Source organism: Comamonas sp. FUJ_7 (assembly GCF_057369555.1).
In genome coordinates this window covers 319,326-344,222 of the sequence record NZ_JBXXZI010000002.1, presented here as the reverse complement: position 1 = coordinate 344,222, position 24,897 = coordinate 319,326, and the positions used below count along the sequence as shown (strand labels likewise).

Below are 24,897 nucleotides of genomic sequence, written 5' to 3'. Positions count from 1 at the left end.
CCCTACTCCTGAAAGCGCTAGTAGCTATCAATTCAGAGAATATTCAAGCTTTGCACGCGCTGTGCTCGCTGCCGCTCCACCCAGCTGACCAGCAAGGTCACCGCAAAGCCCAACGGCACCCCAAACACACCCGCAGAGGTAGGCTGTATGCCCCACCACAAAGCCTCTCCGCGCAACACGGATGGCAAAGCGCCTTGCAGCCCCTCCACATGGGCGGCCATGTAGTAAACCGTCACTGCCAAGCCGGCCAGCATTCCGGCGACCGCTCCGTTGCGCGTGGTTCCACGCCAGAAAATGCCCATTACCATGGCTGGCACAAAAGCAGATGCAGCCAAGGAAAACGAGGCCGACACCATGGGCAAGATGTCCGATGAGCGGCGAGCCGCCACAAAGGCGGCCGACAAGGCCACCAGCAACAACGCGAATTTGGAGAGAATCACGCGCTGCTCGGGAGAGGTTCGGCGTTTGCGTGAACGCCCAACATCCAGCCTCTGTCGCTCCTGAAAATACAGGTCTCGCACCAGCGCATTGCTAATGGTCAGCAGCAGACCATCAGCGGTAGACAGTGCCGCAGCCAGCCCCCCAGCGGCAACAAGCCCGGATACCACATAAGGCATTCCGCCCAGCTCCGGCGTGACCAGCATGATGAGGTCGGCTCCCATGCGGATTTCGCCAAACTGCAAAATGCCATCGCCGTTGATATCCTCCACCGCCAGCAACGATGCATCGACTCTCGACCATTGGGCAATCCAGTTAGGCAAGGCATCAAAAGATACTCCAACCAGATTGCTCATAACCTCGTACTTGACAAGAACGGCCAGTGCAGGCGCCCCCAGGTACAGCAAGCCGATAAAGAACAGAGTCCACCCAACCGAACTACGGGCAGCAGAAACCGTAGGAGCCGTGTAATAACGCGTGAGCAAGTGAGGCAGGCCTGCGGTTCCCACCATCAGACAGAACATCAGCGCCAGAAAGTTGCGCCGACTTTCTTCATAGATCTTCTGCTCCTCAGGCGTGCCATGCGGATCACCGGCAAAAGGCTGGCTTTGCAGTGGCATGCCTCCCAATGGCTTGGCCCTCTCATAGGCTTCGCGCAGCTCGCGCGTCCATAGTTCGCGCGCTGCGTCCTCATCCTTGGGCATGGCCGCCAGCTCGCGGCTGGCCGCCATGATCGCGCCGATATTGCCGCTGCTGGTTCGTAGCTCACGGATATGCTCACTCAACGCCTGGCGCTCCGCGGCCAGCACATTGGGCACATCCCGCAGCTTGGTCTGCAGCACCTGGGCACGGGTGCGATAGGCTTCGATCACTGACTGCTCCGCCTCTGACGCCAGCAGGCGCTGCTCCATCTGCGCGATTTTTCCCAGCTGCTGGGTATAGGTAGCTTGCGCCCAAGGCGTTCCCAACTGCTTATAGGCCAGCCAGGAGACCGGCAACATAAAAGCCAGCAAGATCACCACATACTGGGCCACCTGCGTCCAGGTGATTGCCCGCATACCCCCCAGAAACGAGCACAGCAGCACCCCCCCCAGGCCCAGCATGATGCCTATCTCGAATTGCACCCCTGTCAGCCGTGCAGCAATCAGGCCCACACCGTAGATTTGTGCGACCACATAGGTGAACGAACAGGTAATAGCTGCCAGCGCCGCAATGATGCGCGGCCAGCGACCACCAAACCGGGCCTGAAAAAAATCCGGCACGGTGTAGAGATTCATGGCCCTCAGATAGGGGGCAATCAACATACCCACCAGGCAGAAGCCCCCAGTCCAGCCCAGCACATAAGCCAGCCCGCCCGGCTGCGTGCCAGAACCCGAGAAACCCTGCAGGTACAACGCCCCGGACAGGCTGATGAAGGAGGCCGCGCTCATCCAGTCGGCCGCTGCCGCCATGCCGTTGTAGAACGGCGGAATGCGCCGCCCGGCGACAAAGTATTCCTCGGCGTTACTGGTGCGTGAATACACACCAATGGCCGCATACACCATCACGGTGGAAAACAGAAAGATCGGGCCTATCCAGTGCCGCGACAGTCCATGCCCTTCGGCCCAAAGCATGGCAGCAATAAAGCCAGCCACTCCCAGCACATAGAGAAACAGAATGCGATGCAGTCGCCAGTGATAGGCGCGACTCAGTGCAGGCCGCTCAGGCATGAGAGTCGTCAGTAGGAGAAGAGGCTTGAGGGAAAGCGCAGTCCGCTTTCTCTGTACGAGAGCCGGAGCGCAACTGCTGACGTTCAAAGTAATCCATGGCCACACAATAGATCACGATGATGAGCAGAAACATCAGGACCGCCCCTTGGGCAGCCATCCAGTAGGCAGCAGGCCAGCCCGGCACCAAGGCCTGAATATCGCGGGCAAAGTAGCTGGTACCAAATGAAAACACCACCCAGACCGTCAGCAGCAAAGCCTTGAGTCTCAGGTGGTGTCTGTCGTGCAAGTCCGGTGGAAAGCTCACCTCAACCGGATTGCCGGACGCATCCCAGGCCTGGGCACAGGCCAAGGATGCCGCATCGTCATGCTCAGGCGCTTGATGCGTCTGCATGGCGATGCCTGGGCTTATTCAGCCAGCTTCTGCCAGGTGGCGACCACGCTGTCAGGATTCAGGGAGATGGACGAGATACCTTCGTCAGCCAGCCACTTGGCGAAGTCGGGGTGGTCCGAAGGGCCCTGACCACAGATGCCCACGTACTTGTTCTGGTCGCGGCAAGCCTTGATGGCGCGGCTGAGCATCTTCTTCACAGCAGGATCGCGCTCGTCGAAGTCGGCAGCCAGCAGCTCCAGACCGGAGTCACGGTCCAGACCCAGTGTCAGCTGGGTCAAGTCGTTGGAGCCCACGGAGAAGCCGTCGAAGTACTCAAGGAACTCGTCAGCCAGAATGGCGTTGGAAGGCACTTCGCACATCATGATCAGCTGCAGGCCGTTCTCGCCGCGCTTGAGGCCGTTTTCAGCCAGCAGCTCTGTGACGCGCTTGGCCTGTCCCAGCGTACGCACGAAGGGGATCATGATCTTGACGTTGGTCAGGCCCATGTCCTCGCGCACGCGGTGCAGGGCTTCGCATTCCATCTTGAAGGCTTCACCAAACTCGGCCGAGATGTAGCGCGCAGCGCCGCGGAAGCCCAGCATGGGGTTCTCTTCCTCGGGCTCATAACGGCTGCCGCCGATCAGCTTGCGGTATTCGTTGGACTTGAAGTCCGACATGCGCACGATCACGGGCTTGGGCCAGAAAGCGGCGGCAATGGTTGCCACGCCTTCAGTCACCTTGTCCACGTAGAAAGCACGGGGGGAAGCATGGCCACGGGCCACGGATTCCACGGCCTTCTTCAGGTCAGCATCAACAGCGGGGTAGTCCAGGATGGCCTTGGGGTGCACGCCGATGTTGTTGTTGATGATGAATTCCAGACGGGCCAGACCCACACCTTCGTTGGGCAGCTGGGCAAAATCAAAAGCCAGCTGGGGGTTGCCCACGTTCATCATGATCTTGGTGGGGATGGCGGGCATCTCGCCACGAGTGACTTCTGTCACTTCGGTCTCGATCAGGCCGTCATAGATCTTGCCGGTATCGCCTTCGGCACAGGACACGGTCACCAGGGTCTCGGCCTTGAGCAGATCGGTCGCATTGCCGCAGCCCACGACCGCAGGAATGCCCAGTTCACGCGCAATGATGGCCGCGTGGCAGGTACGACCACCACGGTTGGTGACGATGGCCGAAGCCTTCTTCATGACGGGTTCCCAGTTGGGGTCGGTCATGTCGGTTACCAGCACGTCGCCAGCTTGCACCTGATCCATCTGCGAGATGTCGGACACCAGTCGCACCGGGCCGGTACCAATCTTCTGGCCAATGGCACGGCCTTCGGCCAGCACGGTGCCTGTGCCCTTGAGCTTGTAGCGCAGCTCTGCCTGGCCCTTGGCCTGGCTCTTCACGGTCTCGGGACGAGCCTGCAGGATGTAGAGCTGACCGTCCGTGCCGTCCTTGCCCCATTCGATGTCCATGGGGCGGCCGTAGTGCTCTTCGATCACCAGAGCGTAATGCGCCAGTTGCTGCACTTCTTCGTCGGTCAGGGAGTAGCGGTTACGCAGCTCGTGTGCCACGTCCACGGTCTTGACCAGCTGGCCATCGGCTGCCTTTTCTTCGGGCGTAGCGAAGATCATCTGGATCAGCTTGGAGCCCAGATTGCGGCGGATCAGCGCCTTGTTGCCAGCCTTGAGCATGGGCTTGTGCACATAGAACTCGTCGGGGTTCACGGCACCTTGCACCACGGTCTCACCCAAGCCATAGCTGGAAGTGATGAAGACCACTTCTTCAAAGCCGGACTCGGTGTCGATGGTGAACATCACGCCAGCAGCACCCTTGTCGGAGCGCACCATGCGCTGCACGCCTGCGGACAGAGCCACCACGTCGTGCTCGAAGCCCTTGTGCACGCGGTAGGAGATGGCGCGGTCGTTGTAAAGCGACGCGAACACTTCCTTCATCTTGTGCAGCACATCTTCAATGCCCACCACGTTCAGGAAAGTCTCTTGCTGACCGGCAAACGATGCATCGGGCAGGTCTTCTGCTGTGGCAGAAGAGCGCACGGCAAAAGAAGCTTGGTCATTGCCGCCTTGCAGACGGGCAAATTCTTCACGGATGGCCTTTTCCAGTTCGGCAGGGAAAGGCTGGTTTTCCACCATGGCACGGATTTCAGCACCCACTGCAGCCAAAGCGCGGACATCGTCCACATCCAGAGCAGCCAGCTTGGCGGAAATCTTGCCAGCCAGACCTTCATAGGCCAGGAATTCGCGGAAGGCGTGGGCCGTCGTGGCAAAGCCGGTAGGCACGCGCACGCCCTGGGGCAGCTGCGAGATCATCTCGCCGAGCGAGGCGTTTTTACCGCCAACGACTTCGACGTCGCTCATACGCAATTGTTCGAAAGGAATGACCAAAGCGGTCGCTTCGAAACGGTTAGACATGGGAGGCTCCAAAGTTAAAAACCGGTACGCAGGCGGCGCTAGGCTGAATGGCCAGGGCACGCGAGTCCATGCTGCGCGAATGCAGTGCTTTGCTGTTCTGGATGTCGACCGTCAACGAGCATGGGCTGGAATTTGGGAATAATGGGCGCCATTGTAGGCGGAGCCAGCGGGCCTCGCGCAGTTCAAACCAGATTCAGAGTCCGGGACATGGCATTGCCCACCCGAGCCCCACTTCAATTACGGCACGCACCATGCATACCCACACGATTTTTGTTATTTCCGACGGCACAGGCATCACGGCAGAGACCTTTGGCACAGCCATCATGGCCCAGTTCGAGAGCACCCCGCGCATCATTCGCGTGCCCTTTGTGGACTCCATGGACAAGGTGCATCAGGCCGTTCGTCAGATCAACCATGTTGCTGACGTGGAAAAAAAGAAGCCCATCATCTTCACCACGCTGGTGAACCAGGAGATGCTGGAGTTTCTCGAGGCCAACTGCAGAGGCAAGCTGTTTGACATGTTCGGCACCTTTGTGCGCCCACTGGAGGTGGAGCTGGGTCAGAAGTCGCTGCATCGCGTGGGGCGCTTTGCCGACATCAGCGAAAGCAAGGAATATCTGGAGCGCATGGAGGCCATCAACTACACGCTGGCCCATGATGACGGACAAACCAATACCGATCTAACGGGCGCCGATGTGATTCTGGTGGGCGTGAGCCGCTCGGGCAAGACACCTACCAGCCTGTATCTGGCCATGCAATTCGGCCTCAAGGTGGCCAACTACCCGCTAATTCCCGAGGACTTCGACCGCAAGCAGCTGCCGCCCGCGCTCATGCCGTTTCGCTCCAAGCTGTTTGGCCTGACGATCGACCCGGCCCGCCTGTCCGCCATTCGCAGCGAGCGCCGCCCCGACTCGAAATACGCCAGCCTGCAGAACTGCCGCTACGAAGTGGCCGAGGCCGAGGCCATGATGCGCAGAAGCGGCATCGAGTGGCTGTCGAGCACCACCAAATCCATTGAAGAGATTGCCACCACCATCTTGCAGGAAGTTCTGCCTCAGCATTTGGGACATTAAATAGGGTCACCCCCTGAGGCACTGCGTGCCTTCCCCCTCTCTCGCTTTGCTTCGCAATGCGGGAGGGGGACGCAGCCATCGCCGCGAGGCGGCTCTTGCTCGGCTGCTCTGGGTTGGGCGGTGCCAGTTTTAAAGATTACGAGTGATGCTTATCGGTCGCTCATTAATCTGAAGCACCCTTCGCTTGATTTGCTTCAGATTCAAATAAAAAACTACTGAAATATCAGGCAGCCTGAGCGGTGTCTGCTACAAAAATATATTGCAGCGCGCCGTCACTGCTGCGTACTGGGTCGCACTGCATGCCCCAGACCTTGCGCACCAACTCGGGTTGCAGTACCTCCAGAACCGCACCGTGGTGAACTCCTGCATCACCGCCCAGAACCAGCACATCGTCGGCATAGCGCAGTGCCAGGTTCAGGTCATGAATCACAGCCACCACGCCCACGCCCCGCTCGCTGGCCCACTGGCGCAGCAGACGCATGGCATGGTGCTGATGGGCCAGATCCAGCGCAGCGGTGGGCTCGTCCAGCAGCAGCCAGCGCGCCGAGCCATCTTCCGGGGATTGCCAGATCTGTGCCAGCGCTCTGGATAGATGGGCCCTCGCGCGCTCGCCGCCCGACAGGGTGTTGATGCTGCGCTGGGCCAGGTGATCAACACCCGTCAGCTCCATGGCACTGCGCACAATCTGCGGCTCCTGCGCGCCAGCGTGCTGACGGTGAGGGTAGCGTCCCAGCTCCAGCACCTCCTGCGCCGTGAAGTCAAAGGCCACGCTGCAGTCTTGGGGCATGACGGCCCGCCGCATGGCCAGCGTCTGCGGCGCATGGCGATTTAGCTCCACACCATCCAGCAACACTTGGCCGCACTGCGGTGGGCGCTCTCCCACCAGTATGGACATCAAGGTGGATTTACCCGCGCCGTTAGGCCCGAGGATGGCCGTGAAACGGCCAGCAGGAATCTTGACCTGTACATTGGCCAGACGCGGACCTTTGACAACGCCAACGCCTAGGTCGCGGCACTCCAGCAGAGATTCGGGCTTCATACCTTGCTCCTGAACTGGCGCAGCATGGCCAGAAATAACGGCACGCCAATGAATGCGGTCAGCACGCCCAGCGGCAGCTCGGCCGGCTTGGCAATGGTGCGAGCCACGGCATCGGCACTGACCACCAAGGCAGCGCCCAGCAAGGTCGAGCCCGGCAGCACCACACGATGATCGGGCCCGGCCATCAGCCGCACCCAGTGCGGTGCGACCAGCCCGATAAAGCCGATGATGCCCGTGGTTGCCGTCACGGCCCCCACGGCCAGTGCCGCCACCATCACGGCGCGGCGCTTGGTTTTCTCCACCGCCACACCCAGCAAGTTGGCCTGAGCCTCGCCCAGCGAAATCGCGTTCAAAGGCCTTGCCAGCACCAGTGCAGCCAGCGTGCTGAGCGCCACTGCGGCGGACACCAGCCCCACCGCACTCCAGCGCGATGCACCCAGGCTGCCCAGCAACCACATCTGCAGATTGCGCAGCTGCTCGTCGGTAGAAATAAAGCTCAAAAATCCCAGCCCCGCCCCTGCCAGTGCATTGATGGCAATGCCGGCCAGCAGCATCAGGCCAATGCGGGTCGTGCCTTGGACCTGACCCAGTACATAGACCACGGCCGTCACGGCCAGGCCACCGCCAAACGCCATGGCCACCAGCGCCCAGCTACCCAGATGACGCGGCAGCCAAGGTAGATACATGCCACCCAGCACAATGGTGATGCCTGCGGCCAGCGCTGCGCCGCTACTCACACCAATCAGGCCGGGGTCGGCCAGCGGGTTGCGAAACAGGCCTTGCATCAACGCCCCTGCCAACCCCAGCCCGGCACCTGCAGCCACGCCCATCAGCAGGCGCGGCAGACGGATATTGAGGAACACCAGATGCTCGGGGCCGCCTTGCACATCACTGCCGAACAGGCTGCGCACACCGTCCCATACAATGCCGGGCAACTGCGCCGGTGCAATTGCATAGGCACCGCTGGCCGCGCCCCAGAGCATGGCCAGCAGCACCAGCGCCAGACCCAGCGTCAGCGTGGCACTGCGACTCAGCCTGCCGGATGGCGTGCGCCAGCGCGAGGGTGCTGCAGGCATGACCAAAGCTGCTGGCTTGACCGCCACACTGCTCATCTCAGGCCCCCCACTGCAAGCTGCGCATGTGCAAGGCCTGCACGGCGCTGGGCAGGCGTGGGCCAAAGCCCAGCAGATGGCTGGCCTCCAGCGTCACCAGCGCTTTTTTGGCAAAGGCGGGCGTCAGCGCCAGCTCGGGCCGCTTCCAGAAAGCAGCCTCGCCGCCCAGGGCTTCAATGCCTTGTGTGGTGCTGATGATGACCTCGGGCGCAGCACTGGCCATGGCCTCGGCCGTCAGCGGCTTATAGCCGTCAAACTGGTCTATGGCATTGACGCAGCCCGCATATTCCATCAGCGCATGGGCTGCCGTGCCCTTGCCCGCCACCTGCGGGCTGCCGCTGTGCGCCAGCACAAACAGCACCCGCGGCTTGCGCTGGGCCTTGGCCACCTGCGCCTGCACGCCCGCCCATTGCTCATCCAGCTGGGTCAGCAGCTTGCTGGCCTCGGCTGTGCGACCGGTCTCACGACCCACAACCTTGATTTTTTCCTGCACCTCGGCCCAGTTGTGCTGGGCCTTGACCAGAGCCACACGCACGCCGGCCTGGCGGATCTGATCCAGCACCACGGGCGGGCCCGCGTCGCTGGTGCCGATCACCGCATCGGGCTTGAGCGAGAGCAGACCTTCGGCAGAGAGCTGACGCACATAGCCGACCTTGGCCGTCTTCTGCGCCGCTTCGGGGAACAAGCTGGTGGTATCTGTACCCACCAGCAGGTTCTGGGCATTGAGCAAATAGACCACCTCGGTCAGTGCACCGCTGAGTGACACCAGCCGCCGGGCTGCGACTGGCTCATTGACCGCACTGGCCTGCACCAGCCCCGGCAGGGCCGCGCCAGCCGCTGCTGCGCCCAGCCACTGCAGACCATGGCGCCTGGATATGCGAGAAGTGCCAACAACGCGATCCGCTTTCATGCAGCCTCCGCCACGCCAGCTTTGCGCGGCAGGCCTGCCACCAGATCGCGCCAGCCTTGCAGCTCAGGCTGACCGGGCTTGCGCTCGCCAAAGAACATGGCCATGTTGTTGCCTTCTGCATCAAAGGCTTCGACCGATGTCACCACACCGTCACTGGTGGGTTTTTGCACCACCCAGACGTTGTCGATGAGGTCGGTGCGCAGATGCAGGTTGAAGCCCTTGTCCAGCACATTGATCCAGCGAACACCGTTCTTGCCATGCATGGGCTGAATGTTGGACACCGGGCCAGTGTGAATTTGAATGCAGCCGCTGCTACCCACAAACACCATGATGGACACGCCATCCACTGCCGCATCGCCCAGCAGCTGGGTGATGGCATCTGCATTCAGGCGCTCGCAATACTGAGGCACCAGACGGAAAGCCTGCTGGCGCTCGGCACCAAACTTGCGCAGCATCTCAAAGAACTCGTGCGTGTCCTTCATGTCTGCCCAGGCCTGGGTCAGCGCAGGCACGTCGATCTCGGCATCTGCCTTGATGGCGGGCTTGGGCGCGGGCTCGCGGAACACGAAGCCAGCGGCAGGCTCGGAAAAACGCTCGACCAAGGCATTCCAGGCAGCCATGTTCGTAGCCTCGCGCGCAAACACCTTGTGCACGGCGCGGCCCGCTGCGTCATAGAACTGCAGGCTGTGCATTGCGGGGCCATTGCCGTTGGCAGACGTTTCAGTCACGGCAAAACCGGCATGCCACTGCATGAAAAACAGACGCAGATCGATCTCGCGGCTTAGCGCCAGACCCACGGGGCCTTGCGCCGACAGGTTCTGGTAGATGCCGTCTTTTTCATGCACGGTGGACTCGTTGCGTGTCAGCGCCATCACGGTGCCGCAGGCCTCCAGGCCTTTGAGGATGTCCAGCCATTCGGTGCGCAGCGGCACGGCTTTGAGCGTGCGCTCATGCTCGCCACCATGAGCGGCGATGACGGCACCTTCGCTCAAATTCAGCGCCTCGGCAGCGTCCTTGGCACGCAGGCCTTGCTCGCGCTTTTGCACAAACTGCTCACGGATTTGCACCGCAGTCAGGGTCTGAATTTCGGGGGATGTGATGGCGTTCATTGCAGGGTCTCCGGGCTGTTGTGCCAGTGCGGTTGTGGTTGGGAAAATTCGTCGTCAAAACTGGGGGAGACCGTCTGCTCGGGTTGGGCCAGCACCTGGGCCACAGTGGCCCAGCGCTGTCCCAGTTTTTGCAGAAAGTGGCGCATGTCACCGGAAGGCTCGCCCCCTCCCAGCCCTTCAGCCATGCGTGTCAGTTGATCTGAGACACGCTGGGCCATGGGTGAGCGATGGGCCGCGCAGCAACCTTGGCTGAAGCCGGTCATCAGTGCCAACACCGTGGCCAGCTGGGCTTCGGTTTCAGTCAGCAGATATTCCTCATCGCGGCTGCCCGAATGGCTCTGGGCATTGGCGGAGTTCTCATAAACAGACATGGCACACTCCCGCAGTTTTTGAGTCAAAACAGCCTCTAGCGCTTATCTATCAAGCGCTGTCAGCTACAAAATCAGAAGTCCTGAACCAGAGAGACACGCACATTGCGGCCTGGCTGGCTGTAGGCGTCGGCAATCTGGGTGCTACCGGCAAGATTGCGCACATCGGCCCAGCGCCAGTGCTTTTTGTCGGTCAGGTTGTAGATGCCGACATTCAGACGCGTGCCGGGGCGAATGCGCCACTGCGCACTCAGATCCAACACCGTGGCGCTGGGGCTGAGCCATGCCGCAGCAGCGGCGTCCTTGGCTTTTTTACCGGCCCAGTGCGAGGCGCTGAACTGCACGCCCACGTTCGACGTGTCGTAACGCACGCCCAGCACCAGTTGCTGAGGCGCAATGGTGTCCACCGCCAGGTCGGTGTTCTTGTCCTTGCCCTTGGTGTAGCCATAGGCCACATTGGTGCGCCAGTTGCCACCGGCAAATTGCCCCCAGTCGTAATCGGCCTTGAGCTCGAAGCCGCTGATATGAACGCGCCCCAGATTGACGGACTGGAAGGTCGCAGGATCGTTGCGGTTGCCGTACTGGCCCGAGACCAGCACCTGGTCCTGGATGAAGTCTTTGTAGCGACCGCTGAAGACCGCTGCATCCAGGCGCAACGCACTCATGCGGCCACGCAGACCCAGCTCGAAGGTATTGCTTTTCTCCGCCTTCAGGTTCGGGTTGGGAATGCTTTTGTAGAAGGCAAACGGGTTCTCGAAGAAGGCATTGATCTGCCCTGCATTCGGCGCCCTGAAGCCGGCGGCGTAATTGCCGTATACCGACCAGGCATCGTTCATCTGGAACATGGCACCCAGCTTGGGCGAGACGGCCGAGTCCGAGTTGCTGACGACCGCAGGGCCAAAACCTGCCTGCTTGGGCTTGATGCTGTAGTGCTCGGCACGCACGCCGGGCGTCAGGCTGAAGGCGCCGTAATGCATCTCGGCCTGGGCAAACAGCGCTGTCGAGGTTTCGGTCGTATCGGGAAAGCGCTTGAGCGGGAAGGTCTCGCCCGCGGGGGGCGTCACGCCATCCTGCGTGTTCTGCACCTTGCCGCGCAGATAGTCCACGCCGTAGCTGAGCTTGCCACTGACGCCATTGCCAAAGCGCAGCATCTTGTCGGCCTGGGCATGCAGCTGCAGCGCGTCCTCGTCATAGGTCACATCACGCTCGCGATAAGGCAGGCCGATGCGGGTTTCGGTCACGAATTCGCGCGAGTCCGAACTTTGATAGCTGGCCATCAGCTTGAGCTCATCGGCCATGGCGCTGTCCAACTGCTGCCACTGCCCCTGCCAGGTGGCGCGCCAGCGCTTCATGGTGGTTTCGGCCTGCGAATCACTGACCGTCGCCGAGTGGGCGCTGAGCAAGTCATAGTCTGCACGCTTGTCCACATTCTCCAGCGTGAAGACATGCTTTTGCACGGCCGATGGTGTGTAAACCAAACGCCCCAGCAAAGAGTGGCTCTTGCCCTTTTCCGGGTTGGGCGTGGTACGCAAGGCACCAGCCACGTTGCTGCTGCCCATGTTCTCCAGCGCGCCGGAGCGTCCGACGCCAGCCGAGATCAGCCAGCTCCATTCATCGCTGGCCTTGCCAGCCACAGTCGCGCCCAGACGCTTGCCGTTGTCCGAGCCGTCATATCCTGCCGAAACACGCCCTCCCAGGGTTTTACCGTCCTTGAGCAAGTCGCCCGGCTCCACGGTGATGAAGTTGACCAGACCGCCCATGCCGTCGGAGCCATACAGTGCAGGCACGGAGCCGCGCAGAATCTCCACGCGCTGAATCAGGCCCAGATCCAGATAGTCGCGGCCAAAGGCATTGGCGCTGAAGGTGTAGCTGCGCGGTAGACGCACACCATCGACCAGCATCAGCACACGGTTGCCGTCCAGTCCACGAATATTGAAGCCGCTGTTCTGATCGCGCCCGGTGGAAGAGCCTGCCAAAGAAAAGCGGGCAGGACTGCGGGGCACGTCCACATTGGGCAGCTTGGCAGCCAGTTCGCGGATGTCGGTGATCTGCTCCTCCTCCATCTGCTTGGCGTCGATGACGTCGACACTCATGGGCAGGCTGTCGGCATCTTGCTCATCACGCGATGCGCTGACCACCACGTCGCGCATCACGGGCGCATTGCGATCGGCATGGGCGGCAGCGACTTGAATACTTTCAGGGGAGGTTTGCTGTGCCTGGGCCGAGACGGCAGCGCAAGCCAGTGCGCAGGCCACAACCAGAGGACGAAGATCGGAGCGAGGCGCCAGCATGGCGCGGGCGTGCAAAGCGGTGGCGGATGCCATACCAGAAACCCTCTTTATTCATAGAAATGGAAAAGAGCTGGCTTCTATCGATGCATCAGAATCCACAGGGGCAAAACCTCAGAGGCTTTGCGGCCTGTCGCTGGCACGGCATTGGCTGGCTGAATGGCTTGAGTATATGCGAATAATTCTCAGTTGCAAGATTGATCTTACAAATTCTCTGCTCTCAAGGATGAAAGGCCTGCTTCAAAACGATTGATTGAAAAATCACCAGCCACAAAAAAAGGACTGCCAAGGCAGTCCTTTTTGATAGCTTTCAGCGCTTATCCAGTAAGCGATAGAGCTTGATTTAGTTGCGAATCATATGATCGAAAGCCGACAGGGCTGCCGTAGCACCTGCGCCAGCAGCAATCACGATCTGCTTGTAAGGCACGGTGGTACAGTCGCCAGCGGCGAACACGCCAGGAACATTGGTCTGGCCCTTGGCATCGATCACGATTTCACCGAACTTGCTCAGCTCGACCGTGCCCTTGAGCCATTCGGTATTAGGCACCAGACCGATCTGGACAAACACGCCCTCCAGCTCCACGTGGTGCTCAACACCTGTGCCGCGATCCTTGTAGCTCAGGCCATTGACCTTGCCGTTGGCACCGGTGATTTCGGTGGTCTGGGCATTGGTCAGCACCGTCACATTGGGCAGGCTCTGCAGCTTCTTAACCAGCACGGCATCGGCCTTGAGCTGGTCGGCAAATTCCACCACCGTGACATGGGCTACCAGGCCAGCCAGGTCAATCGCAGCCTCGACACCGGAGTTACCGCCTCCGATGACCGAAACGCGCTTGCCCTTGAACAGCGGGCCGTCGCAGTGCGGGCAGTAAGCCACGCCCTTGTTCTTGTACTCGGCTTCGCCGGGCACGTTCACATTGCGCCAGCGTGCGCCAGTGGACAGGATCACGGTCTTGGCCTTGAGCGAGCCGCCGTTTTCCAGCCTCACCTCCACCAGACCGCCGGGCTGCGCTGCGGGAATCAGCTTCTCGGCGCGCTGCAGATTCATGATGTCCACATCGTAGGCTCGGGTGTGGGCTTCCAAAGCGGCAGCGAACTTGGGGCCGTCGGTTTCCAGCACGGAAATGTAGTTCTCGATAGCCAGCGTGTCGTTGACCTGACCGCCAAAGCGCTCGGCAGCCACACCGGTACGAATGCCCTTGCGAGCGGCATACACAGCGGCTGCCGCGCCAGCGGGGCCACCGCCGATGACCAGCACGTCAAAAGCTTCCTTGGCCGAAATCTTCTCGGCTTCACGCGCTGCTGCGCCGGTGTCGAGCTTGGCCACGATTTCTTCGATGGCCATGCGGCCGGAGCCGAACACGGAGCCGTTCATGAACACCATGGGCACAGCCATGATTTCGCGCTCGGTCACTTCCTTCTGGAAAGCTCCGCCTTCGATGACCGTGGTCTTGATCTTGGGGTTCAAGATGGCCATCAGCGACAGGGCCTGCACCACGTCGGGGCAGTTGTGGCAGGTCAAGCTCATGTAGACCTCGAAGCTGAAGTCACCGTCGAGCGCCTTGATCTGATCGATCACATCCTGCTCCACCTTGGGGGGATGGCCACCCGTCCACAGCAGGGCCAGCACCAGCGAGGTGAATTCATGACCCAGAGGCAGCCCGGCAAAGCGCAGCTGAGTGTCAGTGCCCTTGCGCTGCAGCAGGAACGATGGCTTGCGTGCGTCGTTGCCATCGGTGCGCAGCGTGATCTTGTCGCTGCGCAGCGACTGGATGGTTTGCAGCAGATCGCGCATCTGGGCGCTGGTCTCGCTGTCATCCAGAGAAGCCACCAGCTCAAACGGCTGCTGCACACGTTCCAGGTAAGCGGCGAGTTGGGCTTTGAGTTGATCGTCAAGCATGGTGGATTCCTTTGAATTTAGAGTTGTTGATGCAATGCAGCACAGTGTTTTGAATCACTTGCCCGCCCATGAAAGCAAAAACTGGGCGTAAAAAAGCCGGACGGACAGGCAGCCAGTGCCTGAGCGTCGTCCGGCTTAGAGAGCGCTTACGCGCTCAGCCGATAGCAATCAGGCTTAGATCTTGCCAACCAGGTCCAGCGAAGGAGTGATGGTGCTAGCGCCTTCCTTCCACTTGGCGGGGCACACTTGGCCAGGGTTAGCGGCGGTGAACTGGGCAGCCTTGAGCTTGCGCAGAGTTTCCGACACGTCACGAGCGATTTCGTTGGAGTGCACTTCCATGGTCTTGATCACGCCTTCGGGGTTGATCACGAAGGTACCGCGCAGAGCCAGACCTTCTTCAGCAATGTGCACGCCGAAATTGTTGGTCAGCTGGTGTGTGGGGTCGCCAACCAGGGGGAACTGAGCCTTGCCCACAGCGTCGGAAGTCTCGTGCCACACCTTGTGCGAGAAGTGAGTGTCGGTGGTCACGATGTAGACCTCGGCACCAGCCTTCTGGAACTCAGCGTAGTTGTTCGCTGCGTCTTCGATTTCGGTGGGGCAGTTGAAAGTGAAAGCAGCAGGCATGAAGATCACGACGGACCACTTACCCTTCAGGCTCTCTTCAGTCACGGTGATGAATTCACCCTTGCCGTTGCGGTTCACATAGGCTTCGGTCTTGAAGGGGAGAACTTGAGTGTTGATCAGAGAAGACATTTGCTGTTTCCTTGTGATGAATGATTAAAGACAGGATGAAGTTTAGAGCGACCCAAAAAATAAAGCCAATCGATTGACTTCATTGCATTGATTTGAAATTACTATCAAACTTCATTCTGGCAATCTGAGGTCAAGCCGCACTGCTGTGCGGCTCAGCTTTCTATTTTGGGCCTAAAACAGGTGTTTCAAGCCAATAGTCCTTCAATCACGCTCATAGCTTTTGTTGTCATCACCGCGTCAACTCCTCGCGAAAGAGGTTTCTCAGAACGTAAGCTAAACGAGAACGCGCATCAGATGCAGCCAATTCGGCCGGGCATGGACTTTGTTTGATTTGCCTCATAAAGCATGGACAATCGAGGCGAATAACAACTGCCCGAGAAGGAGTCCCCGATGAAAGGTGATGCACAAGTCATTTCATGGCTGCAAGCCCAGCTCAAGAACGAGCTGACCGCCATCAACCAGTACTTTCTGCACTATCGCATGTACAAGCACTGGGGCTTCGACAAGCTGGCCAAGAAAGAATATGAAGAGTCCATCGGCGAGATGAAGCACGCCGACTGGCTGATGGATCGCATCTTCATGCTCGATGGCCTGCCCAATCTGCAGGACCTAGGCAAGCTGCAAATCGGTGAAGACGTGCCGGAAGCTCTGGCCTGCGACCTGCGCCTGGAGCAGGCTGCCCAGCAAACCATCAAGGACGGCATCGCTCACTGCGAATCCGTGCGTGACTATGTCTCGCGCGATCTGCTGCAAAAGATTCTGGACGATACCGAAGAGCACATCGACTTCCTCGAAACCCAGATCGAGCTGATTGCCAAGGTCGGCGAGCAGAACTATCTGCAATCGCTGATGGGCGAGATCGAATAATTGGATCTTTAAGACTCCAATGCAAAGCGGCCCTTCATGGGCCGCTTTTTTATGCTCACAGAAAACTCAAGACGGCATCAAAAAGTCGCGGCTGATGCCTGAGCCCAAGTCATTGATCCGGTCAAGAAACTGCGTCAGATAAGCATGCAAGCCTGTGGTCAATATCTCGTCGATACGGCCATATTGCAGATCTGCCAGCAGGAGGCCAGCCTTGCGCTGCGTTTCCCGGGAGTGGTCGTTTCTCACCCTGTCCAGATTCTTGACTACCTCATGCATGCTGGCCAGCAGCGAGCGCGGCATATCGGCGCGCAGCATCAGCAACTCCGCCACACGCTCTGGCGTAATCACATCACGGTAGACCTTGCGATAAACCTCGAAGGCCGAGACGCTGCGCAGCAAAGCACTCCAGTGATAGAAGTCGAAGCTGGCCATGCCTCGGCCACGCGACATCCCGTGGTAGTCGCGCTCTATGGCGTGGAACTTCACATCCAGCAGACGTGCCGTGTTGTCAGCGCGCTCTATAAAGGTACCCAAGCGCACAAAATGCAAGGCCTCATCTTTGAGCATGGTGCCCAGCGACACGCCGCGCCACAAATGGGAGCGGTATTTGACCCATTCAAAGAACTGCGCGGGATCCTGCTTCCAAGCCTGTTTGTCATAGTTTCGCTGTAACGCCAGCCAGGTCTGGTTCTGCGTTTCCCAGGACTCTGTAGTCAAAGCGCCGCGCACGGCCCGTGCGTTCTCTCGCGCTGCTTTCAGGCAGGCAAAGATAGAAGAGGAATTGGCCTCATCCGAGACCATGAACTGCAGCACAGACTCTCGATCCACCACAGGAAACTGCGCCTTGAAAGCTGGTATCAATTCACTGATGGACAGCACGCTTTGCCAGTCCTTGTGAGCATCATGCATGGCCTGCGGCAGCATGGCAGTTTCATAGGCCACACTCAGCATGCGTGCGGTGTTCTCTGCCCTCTCGGTATAACGAGACATCCAGTACAGATGATCGGCGGTACGACTCAGCATAGGGCCTCCTTGGGCAGAGCCCCCCGCACGCGCTCAACGCGCGCGCCGTATTCTGGTGAAAAAACACCTACGGCATTTTTTTCTACCCGCTCGGTATAGCGAGACATCCCGTAGAGATGATCAGAGGTACGTGACAGCATCAGCGGCCTCCCTCTTGCTCTTCCAGCACCCAGGTGTCTTTGGTGCCACCGCCCTGCGATGAGTTCACCACTAGCGAGTCCTGTTGGAGCGCCACACGCGTCAACCCACCTGCAACCATGTTGACTTCAGTCCCCGTCAACACAAAAGGCCGCAAGTCGATATGCCGCGAAGCAATGCCTGCTTCCACCATGGTCGGACAGGTAGACAAGGAGAGCGTGGGTTGAGCGATGTAGTTGCTGGGATTGCCCACCAGCACACGCCGAAAAGCCTCGACCTCGGCCTTGGTGGCAGCCGGACCGATCAACATGCCGTAGCCCCCTGCGCCATGTACCTCCTTAACGACCAACTCGTGCAGATGATCAAGCACGTATTTCAGATCATCTTCCTTGCGGCACAGCCAGGTCGGCACGTTCTGCAAGATGGGTTCCTCCCCCAGATAGAAGCGGATCATCTCTGGCACATAGGGGTACACCGATTTGTCGTCAGCGAGGCCCGTGCCGACCGCATTGCAGATGTTGACGTTGCCAGCGCGATAGGCACGCATCAGCCCCTTGCAACCCAGCGTCGATGTGGAGCGAAAAACCTCGGGATCGAGAAAGTCGTCATCGACGCGGCGATAGATCACATCCACGCGCTGCAGCCCCTGGGTGGTGCGCATATAGACCACGTCTTTATCGACCAGCAGATCCTGCCCTTCGACCAACTCCACCCCCATTTGCTGGGCCAAAAAAGCATGCTCGAAATAAGCGCTGTTGTACATGCCCGGCGTCAGCACCACGACCGTGGGCTCCAGCACACCCGCAGGAGCACTGGCACGCAGCGTATCGAGCAGCATGTCGGGGTAATGCGCCACGGGAGCCACCGCATGTTTGCCAAACAGCTCGGGAAACAGACGCATGGTCATGCGACGGTTTTCCAGCATGTAAGACACGCCAGAGGGCACGCGCAGATTGTCTTCCAGCACGTAGTACACGCCATTGCCCTGTGCATCCGGCGCACGCACGATATCTATACCGGCAATATTGGCATAGACATCATTGGGCACCTTGATGCCTTCCATCTCCGGGCGGTACTGGCTGTTGCCGCGCACCAGCTCGCTTGGGATCAGGCCTGCGCGCACCATGTCCTGGCCGTGATAGCAGTCGCGGATAAAGCGGTTGAGCGCCGTGACGCGCTGCAGCAGCCCGGCCTGCATGCTGGACCACTCATGCGCGGGAATGATGCGCGGGATCAGATCAAAGGGGATCAGGCGCTCGGTACCGGCGCCGCTCTCGTCCTTGTCGCCATAAACAGCAAAGGTAATGCCCACGCGGCGAAAGACGATTTCTGCCTCGGCACTGCGGGCTCGCAGATACTCTTGGGGCTGTATGGCCAGCCACTGCGCATAGTCCCGGTAGTGGTCTCGCACCTCGCCCTCGGAGGCGGGCGAGTTCAGATACATCTCATCGAATGTGTGCATCCTGTACTCTCTGTTCTTCGAAGGGCAGCCCCCCCGCAGATCGCTGCTATCCAGCGTGTACCGTAGCTTCGAGCTGTTGTCCCAACCCAATATCACCTTGCTTGTGCGCCGCACGCACACAGCGCACAAGCGTCAATGCAAACCTTATGCCAGTTTTCAAGGCCATGCCATAGAGCCGGCATGAACGTCCCAATAATGCGCCCGTTTTTGTCGCTCGCACACCAGCTTTTCAGGCTCTGCCGAGTGCCACACTGCGGCCCCGCAGCGGTCCTGCAACACCAGCTTGCTACCTGCTGCTTCATAGCGCTGCACCACGGCAGCCACAGGATGGCCGAAACGGTTCAGATAACCCGCCTGTACCACCGCCCAGCCTGGCCTGAGTATGTCCACCCAGGCCGGGGTCGAAGAGGTCTTGCTGCCGTGATGAGGTACCAGGAGCCAGTCCACAGGCGTACTCAACCTGGTTTGAAGCAGCAGCTGCTCCTGTGCGGCTTCAATATCGCCGGCCAGCAAGGCCACGCGCCCACTGGCAGAGCGAATGCGCAGCACACAGCTGCCGAAATTGGGCCGTGGCTTGCGTCCTTGCAGCCAGTCATCTCCCGCCGGAGGATGCAGCACCTCGAATGTGACTCCATCCCATTGCCAGTGCTGGCCCTGCGTGCAGCGCTGCATGACAGGCAGTGCATCTGGTGGCCCCTCAAGCAGTGCGCCTGACTGCACACCTGGCAATGTATTGGCTTGCGCAACCCACTGCGCACTCTCCAGCACAGAATCCGAGCCCCAGACCTGCAGGCCGCCTGCATGGGCATGAGCACTCCTGGCCGCCAACACTGCCATGGCGCCTCCCGTGTGATCACTGTCGCCGTGGCTCAGCATCAGGGCATGGAGCTTCATACCCTTGGCCGCCAGCAGTGGCAGCAGCACACGCTCTCCGGCATTGCTGTGGCGGCTGTAGCGCGGCCCTGTGTCATACAGCATGCGATGCCCGGCCGTGCTGATGAGGACCGCATTGCCCTGGCCCACATCTGCAGCCAGCAATTCGAACTCTCCCGCACGCGGCCATGCCTGCGGCCAGAACAGCGCCGGCAACGCCAACATGGCCGCCACCATTCGCAGCCGCGCAGGCAGCGGAGCCACCATCAACAGCCCGGCCATGATGGCCAGCCCGCTTGCCCACCATGCAGGCTGCGGCAAAGCCCAGACAGCCCCCGGCCATGTCGCCAGCCATTGCAGCAGCTGCATCATGGGCAGCAAAGCCAGCGCCGCAGCCCCTGCCGCCACCGGAACAGCAACCGCCAGCAGAGCCAGCGGCGTGACCACCAGGGTCACCCACGGAATGGCCACCAGGTTGGCCAGCAGCCCCACGATGGACACCTGCCCGAACAGCAGCAGGCTCAGCGGCGCCAGCGCCAGAGAGATTCGCCACTGCTCGCGCCACAGGCCATGCATCTTTGATAAAAATCGACCCATAGCGCTTGGCGCACCTGCGGCTGAAGCTCCTGAATCAGAAGCAAGCAGCACGCCCACAGCCACAAAGCTGAGCCAGAACCCCGCCTGCAGCAAAGCCCAGGGGTCAGCGACCACCACGACTGCCAGCGCCAGCAACCACACACAGGGCCATGGCCAGCGCACGCCCTGCCATTGCAGCAAGGCCACCGCCGCCAGCATGCACACCGTGCGCTGGGCGGGCAGCCCCCAGCCACTGAACAAGGCATAGCCTCCAGCCAGCAGCACGCCGATGAACAAAGCCGCACGCGGCGCAGGCAGCCAACGGCAAGCCCGAGCACTGAGCCGCCACAGCCGCCCGACCACTAGCGCAGCCAGCCAGGCAAACATGGTGATGTGCAAGCCTGAAATACTCATCAGATGCGCCACCCCCGTCTGGCGAAACAGCGTCCAGTCATCGCGCTCTATGGCTTGCTGATCCCCCACTGCCAGCGCCGCCACCACACCCAAGGCCGCAGGCCCACGCCGCGCCGTGTCTGCCGGCCACCAGTGCTGCAGCGGCAATGCCTGGGCCAGAATTCGATCACGCAGCCACTGGCGGGCACGCTGAATGCGGTATTGCGCTGTCACCGCCAGCAACTCTGGTGACGGCTGGTCGCGCACATACCCCGTGGCCTGCACACCTTGCGTCCAGGCATGCAACTCATAATCAAAGCCATGCGGGTTTCGCGCGCCATGAGGGCGCTTGATACGCACCGTAAAGCGCCAGCGCTGACCGGGGCTCAAAGCCACTCCCTGTGCCCACACAGGAATCACTGGCTCATTCGCCTGCAACTCCTGGCCGAAGGGCCCGTACCAGGCCAGCTCCAGCACCTTGGGCACGCCTTCTGCAGCGCTTTCCACCACAAAGCGCCAGCGCTGCCCATTGCTCTGGTTTTGCAGCATGGAGGCGATATATCCCTCCACCGGTATATCCACGGCCTCCAGCGCCTTGGGCAGGGTCTGCGCCAGATAGGCATGGGCTCGCCAGCCCGTCAGACCGGCGACACAGCACGCAGCGCCCAACAGCAATAGCGCGCTGCTTTGCAAACCCCACTGCCAAGACCAGCCTTGCCAGCGCGATGCATACAGCAAGGCCAAGACTCCCGCCCCCAGTAGCAGCTGATACAGCGCCAGATGCAAAAGCTGCGCCTGTGTGACTTGCCATGCCGCACCCAGAACACAGCCCCACAGCGGCGCCAGCCATGAGAGGCGCTGCGGCTGCATGGTGCGGGTATGACGGGCATGGCGAGATAACATTGCACCATGCTAGAAGCGAGCACCTGCTGACTGCACTAAGGCTATCCCTGCCCATCCCCAAGCCTATGAGCTGCCACAAGCGCAGATTCTTGTTGCGCGAGCAGCTATCAATTCAAAAGCGATGCCCGGCGCAATCCGGGCATGACTATCACCGCTTTGGGCTGTGTCACACTCGTCTCTTTAGCCCTTCACTTTTGGAGTCCGTCATGAGCGTTTACGAAAAACTCAAAGCCCTGAACATCACCCTGCCCGAAGTGGCCCTGCCTGCAGCCGCTTATCTGCCCTACGTGCAGACCGGCAACCTGGTGTTCCTCAGCGGCCATGTGGCCAAGCAGGACGGCAAGCCCTGGGTGGGCAAACTGGGCGAGAACATGACGACCGAAGAAGGCAAGCTGGCCGCACGCGCCATCGCCATTGACCTGATGGGTACGCTGCAGCATGCCTGCGGCGGTGATCTCAGCCGCGTCAAGCGCATCGTCAAGGTGATGAGCCTGGTCAACTCCAGCCCCAGCTATACCGAGCAGCACCTGGTCACCAACGGCTGCAGCGAGCTGCTGGGCGAAGTCTTTGGCGAAGCGGGCAAGCACGCCCGCAGCGCCTTTGGCGTGGCGCAAATCCCCATGGGCTGCTGCGTGGAAATCGAGCTGATGGCCGAGCTGGCCTGAGAGTCAGCTCCGCTCATCATGTATAAAAAGTGAGCATGCTGCGCTTGCTATTCATAGAATTCAGAGTAAAAGCTCCTTGAATCCATGATTGAGCAAGCGCTATATGCTCACTTTTTAATTGACCTACGCTTCAACTGCAGCGCCTTGAACGAGGAATTGCCATGCCCCACATTCAGGAGCCCCCTCGGGTTCTCAGCATTCAGTCACACGTTGCCTACGGCCATGTAGGCAACGATGCCGCCATGCTGCCACTGCAACTGCTGGGCCTGGAGCCAGTGGCAGTGCACACCGTTCAGTTCTCCAACCACACGGGTTATGGCGAATTCAAGGGCCAGGTCTTCACACCTGCCCATGTGCAAGATGTGCTCGACGGCCTGCGCGCACGCAGCGTGCTTGAGCATTGCACCGCCGTGCTCTCGGGCTACCTGGGCGACGCCGGTGTGGGCGAAGCCATTTTGTCGGCCGTGCAGGAAGTTCGCGCCTCTTACCCTCAGGCACATTACCTGTGCGATCCCGTCATGGGCGACGTAGGGCGCGGCGTCTTCGTGCGTCCCGGCATCCCGGACTTTCTGCGCAAGCGGGCGCTGTCGCTGGCCAGCATCATCACGCCCAACCATTACGAGTTCGAGCTGCTGTGCGGCGGGCAGCCACTGGAGTCCGTGCAGGCCGCCGTATCCGCCGCACGCACCATGCTCGAGCAGATGCATGACCGCCGCACCGCCCTCATCGTCATCACCAGCCTGCGCACCAGCGACCTGCCTGACGACCAGCTGGCCACGTTGGCCGTAACGGCCGATAACGCCTGGCTGGTACAAACGCCCTACATCGACCTGCACCCGCTGCCCAATGGCATGGGCGATGTGTTTGCCGCCGTGCTGCTGGGCCATCTGATTCAAAAGCGCGCCATCCCTGATGCCGTCTCGCGCTCCGTCAGCAGCTTGTATGCCCTGGTCTCCCGCACCCGGCCCGGCCAGCGCGACCTGCCCCTGGTCGCCTGCCGTGAGCAGATCAATACGCCCGCGCAGACATTTGCTGCCATGCCTTTGGCAGCGCTGTAAACCCACTGAGTGAGTCCCATGACAGCGCGCTTCTGCGTCGATTTCAATGAAATGCTGCAGAGCGATCTGCTCATACTGTCCCAGACCGATCTTCGTCAGAACATCCACGGCCAGCCCGTGGTGCTGCACGAGGGTCTAGCCGCGGAAGTGCAGCAAGAAAGCCACTATGCCGACGCTGCACGCGAGCGGTGTGATTAAAGCCAAGCGCACAGGCGCATGGCCCCCGTCAAATGGTGCTGTCGACTGGATGCCGAGGCATTACCGACAGCAACTCACAGCCCAAGGTTCTGCCATGAAACACTCTACCAGTCATCACCCTGCCTTCACCTCTGCCTTCACCTCTGCCCTATGCGCCGCGCTGCTGCTGGCTTCTGCCCCAGTGCAAGCCCGTGATCCGGCAAGAGTAACTAGCGCAACGGCTCAACCAGCCCTCACCTCTGACACGCTGAGCAGCGCCATGCGCGACCTGCTGACCGCCACCATCACACGCGACCTGCAAGCCACGCTGAAATACGTTGCGCCGCGCAAAATTCAGAGCATTGCGGCGACCATGGGAAAGACGCAGCAGGAAACACGCGCTGAATTGGTGCGCATCGGCCAGGCCATCGATCAGCGCGACGGCATCAAGGTTCGGACTGGCTCCTACGACCTCGATGCCGGGCAATATGGCAAAACCTCTGCAGGACGCGAATACGCGCTGTTTCCATACCACCGCACTTTTGAGAAAAACGGCAGCACTTTCGAGCGCACCGATCTCACCCTCGCCAGCACCGACCAGGGACAGATCTTCATCACCCCCATCAGCGATGACTTGCTGCTGCCCGAGTTGATTGCGCTGTACCCGGACCTTGCTGAAGTCCCGTTTCCTGCAGGAACCCTCGGCCTCGCAGCCAACAAGCCCGTCAAGCCATAAGAGGAGCGCCTGCAGCGCGTCCTCAGGTATCGCAGAGCGCCACTCAGCACCCTCATTGAAGCCAGAGTCAGGGGATGTGAAGACACTTGCCAAGTGCAGCAATCGTGCTGCCTTGTCTCTACACCTCACTGCCCCATGCCCATGTACTTCTGGCTACTGATTTCGTCCCTGCCCCTTGGGGTCAGCATTGCCTATTTCTGCTTCGCGCCACGCGAACAACTGCTTGGCCAGCGGCTGGCGACATCCGCGCATGGAGCTGCTGTCTCTGCGCTCTGGTTCCTGGCCGTGCTCGCCAGTTTCTCTGGTGAAGCCTCGAACTGGAAATTCATTGGGCCGCTGTGCGCAATTCCGCTGGCGCTGATGCTCTATGCCTTCTGGAAATATGCAGGTCCGAAGTGGCTGCATTGGCTGCAAGCCCTCAATGCCTTTGGGCTGCTTGCACTGCTGTTCCTCAGCCAGATAGTGCTCGCCATTGCCAAGCAGTAACTCGAGTCACTGCACAAAAAAGCCGCCCCAGAAATCTGGAGCGGC

General features: G+C 60.3%; 22 protein-coding genes. 7 read left to right on the top strand and 15 right to left on the bottom strand.

From position 1 onward, the window contains the following. Positions 1 to 32: 32 nt before the first annotated feature. From AC2I9W_RS05300 to ppsA, 3 genes are read right to left on the bottom strand one after another with little or no spacing between them, the layout of a single operon-like run. On the bottom strand, positions 33 to 2,147 hold the full coding sequence (locus AC2I9W_RS05300; protein ID WP_486408980.1) for a VC_2705 family sodium/solute symporter: 2,115 nt from the start codon (positions 2,145 to 2,147) through the stop codon (positions 33 to 35). Next, complete coding sequence (locus AC2I9W_RS05295; protein WP_486408979.1) at positions 2,140 to 2,538, bottom strand: DUF4212 domain-containing protein; 399 nt, start codon at positions 2,536 to 2,538, stop codon at positions 2,140 to 2,142. Before AC2I9W_RS05295 ends, AC2I9W_RS05300 begins: the two co-directional genes overlap by 8 nt. Positions 2,539 to 2,552: 14 nt before the next feature. Then, the gene (ppsA, locus tag AC2I9W_RS05290) at positions 2,553 to 4,943 is read right to left on the bottom strand and encodes a phosphoenolpyruvate synthase (protein WP_486408978.1); all 2,391 of its coding nucleotides are present in this window, start codon (positions 4,941 to 4,943) and stop codon (positions 2,553 to 2,555) included. Positions 4,944 to 5,194: 251 nt separating this feature from the next. On the opposite strand from ppsA, the gene ppsR reads away from it, so the two are divergent. Beyond that, positions 5,195 to 6,016, top strand: a complete 822-nt coding sequence (ppsR, locus tag AC2I9W_RS05285; RefSeq protein WP_486408977.1) for a posphoenolpyruvate synthetase regulatory kinase/phosphorylase PpsR — start codon at positions 5,195 to 5,197, stop codon at positions 6,014 to 6,016. 223 nt (positions 6,017 to 6,239) lie between these two features. On the opposite strand, the gene AC2I9W_RS05280 is transcribed toward ppsR, so the two are convergent. From AC2I9W_RS05280 to ahpC, 8 genes are all read right to left on the bottom strand, one after another. After that, complete coding sequence (locus AC2I9W_RS05280) at positions 6,240 to 7,055, bottom strand: heme ABC transporter ATP-binding protein (protein ID WP_486408976.1); 816 nt, start codon at positions 7,053 to 7,055, stop codon at positions 6,240 to 6,242. Then, positions 7,052 to 8,167: a FecCD family ABC transporter permease gene (locus AC2I9W_RS05275; protein ID WP_486408975.1), complete on the bottom strand. Its 1,116-nt coding sequence runs from the start codon at positions 8,165 to 8,167 to the stop codon at positions 7,052 to 7,054. Before AC2I9W_RS05275 ends, AC2I9W_RS05280 begins: the two co-directional genes overlap by 4 nt. Before the next feature lies 1 nt (position 8,168). Continuing rightward, positions 8,169 to 9,077 carry a heme/hemin ABC transporter substrate-binding protein gene (locus AC2I9W_RS05270; RefSeq protein ID WP_486408974.1) on the bottom strand — a complete coding sequence of 303 codons (909 nt, stop codon included), beginning with the start codon at positions 9,075 to 9,077 and terminating at the stop codon, positions 8,169 to 8,171. Next, the gene (locus AC2I9W_RS05265) at positions 9,074 to 10,186 is read right to left on the bottom strand and encodes a hemin-degrading factor (RefSeq protein WP_486408973.1); all 1,113 of its coding nucleotides are present in this window, start codon (positions 10,184 to 10,186) and stop codon (positions 9,074 to 9,076) included. The genes AC2I9W_RS05270 and AC2I9W_RS05265 overlap by 4 nt, the downstream gene beginning before the upstream one ends. Next, on the bottom strand, positions 10,183 to 10,557 hold the full coding sequence (locus AC2I9W_RS05260; protein WP_486408972.1) for a hypothetical protein: 375 nt from the start codon (positions 10,555 to 10,557) through the stop codon (positions 10,183 to 10,185). The genes AC2I9W_RS05265 and AC2I9W_RS05260 overlap by 4 nt, the downstream gene beginning before the upstream one ends. A 71-nt stretch (positions 10,558 to 10,628) precedes the next feature. Continuing rightward, complete coding sequence (locus AC2I9W_RS05255; protein ID WP_486408971.1) at positions 10,629 to 12,878, bottom strand: TonB-dependent hemoglobin/transferrin/lactoferrin family receptor; 2,250 nt, start codon at positions 12,876 to 12,878, stop codon at positions 10,629 to 10,631. 307 nt (positions 12,879 to 13,185) lie between these two features. Next, positions 13,186 to 14,742: an alkyl hydroperoxide reductase subunit F gene (gene ahpF / locus AC2I9W_RS05250; RefSeq protein ID WP_486408970.1), complete on the bottom strand. Its 1,557-nt coding sequence runs from the start codon at positions 14,740 to 14,742 to the stop codon at positions 13,186 to 13,188. 174 nt (positions 14,743 to 14,916) lie between these two features. Then, positions 14,917 to 15,495 carry an alkyl hydroperoxide reductase subunit C gene (gene ahpC, locus AC2I9W_RS05245; RefSeq protein WP_486408969.1) on the bottom strand — a complete coding sequence of 193 codons (579 nt, stop codon included), beginning with the start codon at positions 15,493 to 15,495 and terminating at the stop codon, positions 14,917 to 14,919. Positions 15,496 to 15,885: 390 nt separating this feature from the next. Here ahpC and bfr point away from each other — a divergent pair, with 390 nt between their 5' ends. After that, entirely contained in the window at positions 15,886 to 16,362 is a 477-nt protein-coding gene (bfr, locus tag AC2I9W_RS05240) for a bacterioferritin (protein WP_158390412.1), read from the top strand. A 66-nt stretch (positions 16,363 to 16,428) separates the two neighbouring features. Here the strand turns inward: bfr and AC2I9W_RS05235 are convergent, their stop codons facing one another. From AC2I9W_RS05235 to AC2I9W_RS05220, 4 genes are all read right to left on the bottom strand, one after another. Continuing rightward, positions 16,429 to 17,385: an alpha-E domain-containing protein gene (locus tag AC2I9W_RS05235; RefSeq protein WP_486408968.1), complete on the bottom strand. Its 957-nt coding sequence runs from the start codon at positions 17,383 to 17,385 to the stop codon at positions 16,429 to 16,431. Then, positions 17,379 to 17,525, bottom strand: coding sequence for an alpha-E domain-containing protein (locus AC2I9W_RS05230; RefSeq protein WP_486408967.1), 147 nt, complete (start codon positions 17,523 to 17,525; stop codon positions 17,379 to 17,381). Before AC2I9W_RS05230 ends, AC2I9W_RS05235 begins: the two co-directional genes overlap by 7 nt. After that, on the bottom strand, positions 17,525 to 18,985 hold the full coding sequence (locus AC2I9W_RS05225) for a circularly permuted type 2 ATP-grasp protein (protein WP_486408966.1): 1,461 nt from the start codon (positions 18,983 to 18,985) through the stop codon (positions 17,525 to 17,527). The genes AC2I9W_RS05230 and AC2I9W_RS05225 overlap by 1 nt, the downstream gene beginning before the upstream one ends. Before the next feature lie 156 nt (positions 18,986 to 19,141). Beyond that, positions 19,142 to 21,730 carry a DNA internalization-related competence protein ComEC/Rec2 gene (locus AC2I9W_RS05220; RefSeq protein WP_486408965.1) on the bottom strand — a complete coding sequence of 863 codons (2,589 nt, stop codon included), beginning with the start codon at positions 21,728 to 21,730 and terminating at the stop codon, positions 19,142 to 19,144. Between the two features lie 206 nt (positions 21,731 to 21,936). On the opposite strand from AC2I9W_RS05220, the gene AC2I9W_RS05215 reads away from it, so the two are divergent. The 5 genes from AC2I9W_RS05215 to AC2I9W_RS05195 all read left to right on the top strand — a co-directional run bounded on the left by AC2I9W_RS05215 (position 21,937) and on the right by AC2I9W_RS05195 (position 24,852). Further along, positions 21,937 to 22,395, top strand: a complete 459-nt coding sequence (locus AC2I9W_RS05215) for a RidA family protein (protein WP_486408964.1) — start codon at positions 21,937 to 21,939, stop codon at positions 22,393 to 22,395. 161 nt (positions 22,396 to 22,556) lie between these two features. Further along, positions 22,557 to 23,453, top strand: a complete 897-nt coding sequence (gene pdxY, locus AC2I9W_RS05210) for a pyridoxal kinase PdxY (protein ID WP_486408963.1) — start codon at positions 22,557 to 22,559, stop codon at positions 23,451 to 23,453. Between the two features lie 18 nt (positions 23,454 to 23,471). Further along, a complete protein-coding gene (locus tag AC2I9W_RS05205; protein WP_486408962.1) occupies positions 23,472 to 23,651 on the top strand; it encodes a hypothetical protein in 180 nt (59 codons plus the stop codon). A 94-nt stretch (positions 23,652 to 23,745) separates the two neighbouring features. Further along, on the top strand, positions 23,746 to 24,366 hold the full coding sequence (locus tag AC2I9W_RS05200) for a hypothetical protein (protein ID WP_486408961.1): 621 nt from the start codon (positions 23,746 to 23,748) through the stop codon (positions 24,364 to 24,366). Between the two features lie 135 nt (positions 24,367 to 24,501). After that, positions 24,502 to 24,852, top strand: coding sequence for a hypothetical protein (locus AC2I9W_RS05195; RefSeq protein WP_486408960.1), 351 nt, complete (start codon positions 24,502 to 24,504; stop codon positions 24,850 to 24,852). The last annotated feature ends 45 nt before the right edge of the window (positions 24,853 to 24,897 follow it).

What these genes read in the sequence shown, in the direction of transcription:
- AC2I9W_RS05220 (WP_486408965.1), bottom strand. Translation starts at nt 21,730, where the DNA reads ATGTTATCTCGCCATGCCCGTCATACCCGCACCATGCAGCCGCAGCGC.
- AC2I9W_RS05195 (WP_486408960.1), top strand. Translation starts at nt 24,502, where the DNA reads ATGCCCATGTACTTCTGGCTACTGATTTCGTCCCTGCCCCTTGGGGTC.
- AC2I9W_RS05270 (WP_486408974.1), bottom strand. Translation starts at nt 9,077, where the DNA reads ATGAAAGCGGATCGCGTTGTTGGCACTTCTCGCATATCCAGGCGCCAT.
- ahpC (WP_486408969.1), bottom strand. Translation starts at nt 15,495, where the DNA reads ATGTCTTCTCTGATCAACACTCAAGTTCTCCCCTTCAAGACCGAAGCC.
- ppsA (WP_486408978.1), bottom strand. Translation starts at nt 4,943, where the DNA reads ATGTCTAACCGTTTCGAAGCGACCGCTTTGGTCATTCCTTTCGAACAA.
- AC2I9W_RS05205 (WP_486408962.1), top strand. Translation starts at nt 23,472, where the DNA reads ATGACAGCGCGCTTCTGCGTCGATTTCAATGAAATGCTGCAGAGCGAT.
- AC2I9W_RS05265 (WP_486408973.1), bottom strand. Translation starts at nt 10,186, where the DNA reads ATGAACGCCATCACATCCCCCGAAATTCAGACCCTGACTGCGGTGCAA.
- ahpF (WP_486408970.1), bottom strand. Translation starts at nt 14,742, where the DNA reads ATGCTTGACGATCAACTCAAAGCCCAACTCGCCGCTTACCTGGAACGT.
- AC2I9W_RS05260 (WP_486408972.1), bottom strand. Translation starts at nt 10,557, where the DNA reads ATGTCTGTTTATGAGAACTCCGCCAATGCCCAGAGCCATTCGGGCAGC.
- ppsR (WP_486408977.1), top strand. Translation starts at nt 5,195, where the DNA reads ATGCATACCCACACGATTTTTGTTATTTCCGACGGCACAGGCATCACG.
- bfr (WP_158390412.1), top strand. Translation starts at nt 15,886, where the DNA reads ATGAAAGGTGATGCACAAGTCATTTCATGGCTGCAAGCCCAGCTCAAG.
- AC2I9W_RS05200 (WP_486408961.1), top strand. Translation starts at nt 23,746, where the DNA reads ATGAAACACTCTACCAGTCATCACCCTGCCTTCACCTCTGCCTTCACC.
- AC2I9W_RS05235 (WP_486408968.1), bottom strand. Translation starts at nt 17,385, where the DNA reads ATGCTGAGTCGTACCGCCGATCATCTGTACTGGATGTCTCGTTATACC.
- AC2I9W_RS05295 (WP_486408979.1), bottom strand. Translation starts at nt 2,538, where the DNA reads ATGCAGACGCATCAAGCGCCTGAGCATGACGATGCGGCATCCTTGGCC.
- AC2I9W_RS05300 (WP_486408980.1), bottom strand. Translation starts at nt 2,147, where the DNA reads ATGCCTGAGCGGCCTGCACTGAGTCGCGCCTATCACTGGCGACTGCAT.
- AC2I9W_RS05280 (WP_486408976.1), bottom strand. Translation starts at nt 7,055, where the DNA reads ATGAAGCCCGAATCTCTGCTGGAGTGCCGCGACCTAGGCGTTGGCGTT.
- pdxY (WP_486408963.1), top strand. Translation starts at nt 22,557, where the DNA reads ATGCCCCACATTCAGGAGCCCCCTCGGGTTCTCAGCATTCAGTCACAC.
- AC2I9W_RS05225 (WP_486408966.1), bottom strand. Translation starts at nt 18,985, where the DNA reads ATGCACACATTCGATGAGATGTATCTGAACTCGCCCGCCTCCGAGGGC.
- AC2I9W_RS05255 (WP_486408971.1), bottom strand. Translation starts at nt 12,878, where the DNA reads ATGGCATCCGCCACCGCTTTGCACGCCCGCGCCATGCTGGCGCCTCGC.
- AC2I9W_RS05275 (WP_486408975.1), bottom strand. Translation starts at nt 8,167, where the DNA reads ATGAGCAGTGTGGCGGTCAAGCCAGCAGCTTTGGTCATGCCTGCAGCA.
- AC2I9W_RS05215 (WP_486408964.1), top strand. Translation starts at nt 21,937, where the DNA reads ATGAGCGTTTACGAAAAACTCAAAGCCCTGAACATCACCCTGCCCGAA.
- AC2I9W_RS05230 (WP_486408967.1), bottom strand. Translation starts at nt 17,525, where the DNA reads ATGCTGTCACGTACCTCTGATCATCTCTACGGGATGTCTCGCTATACC.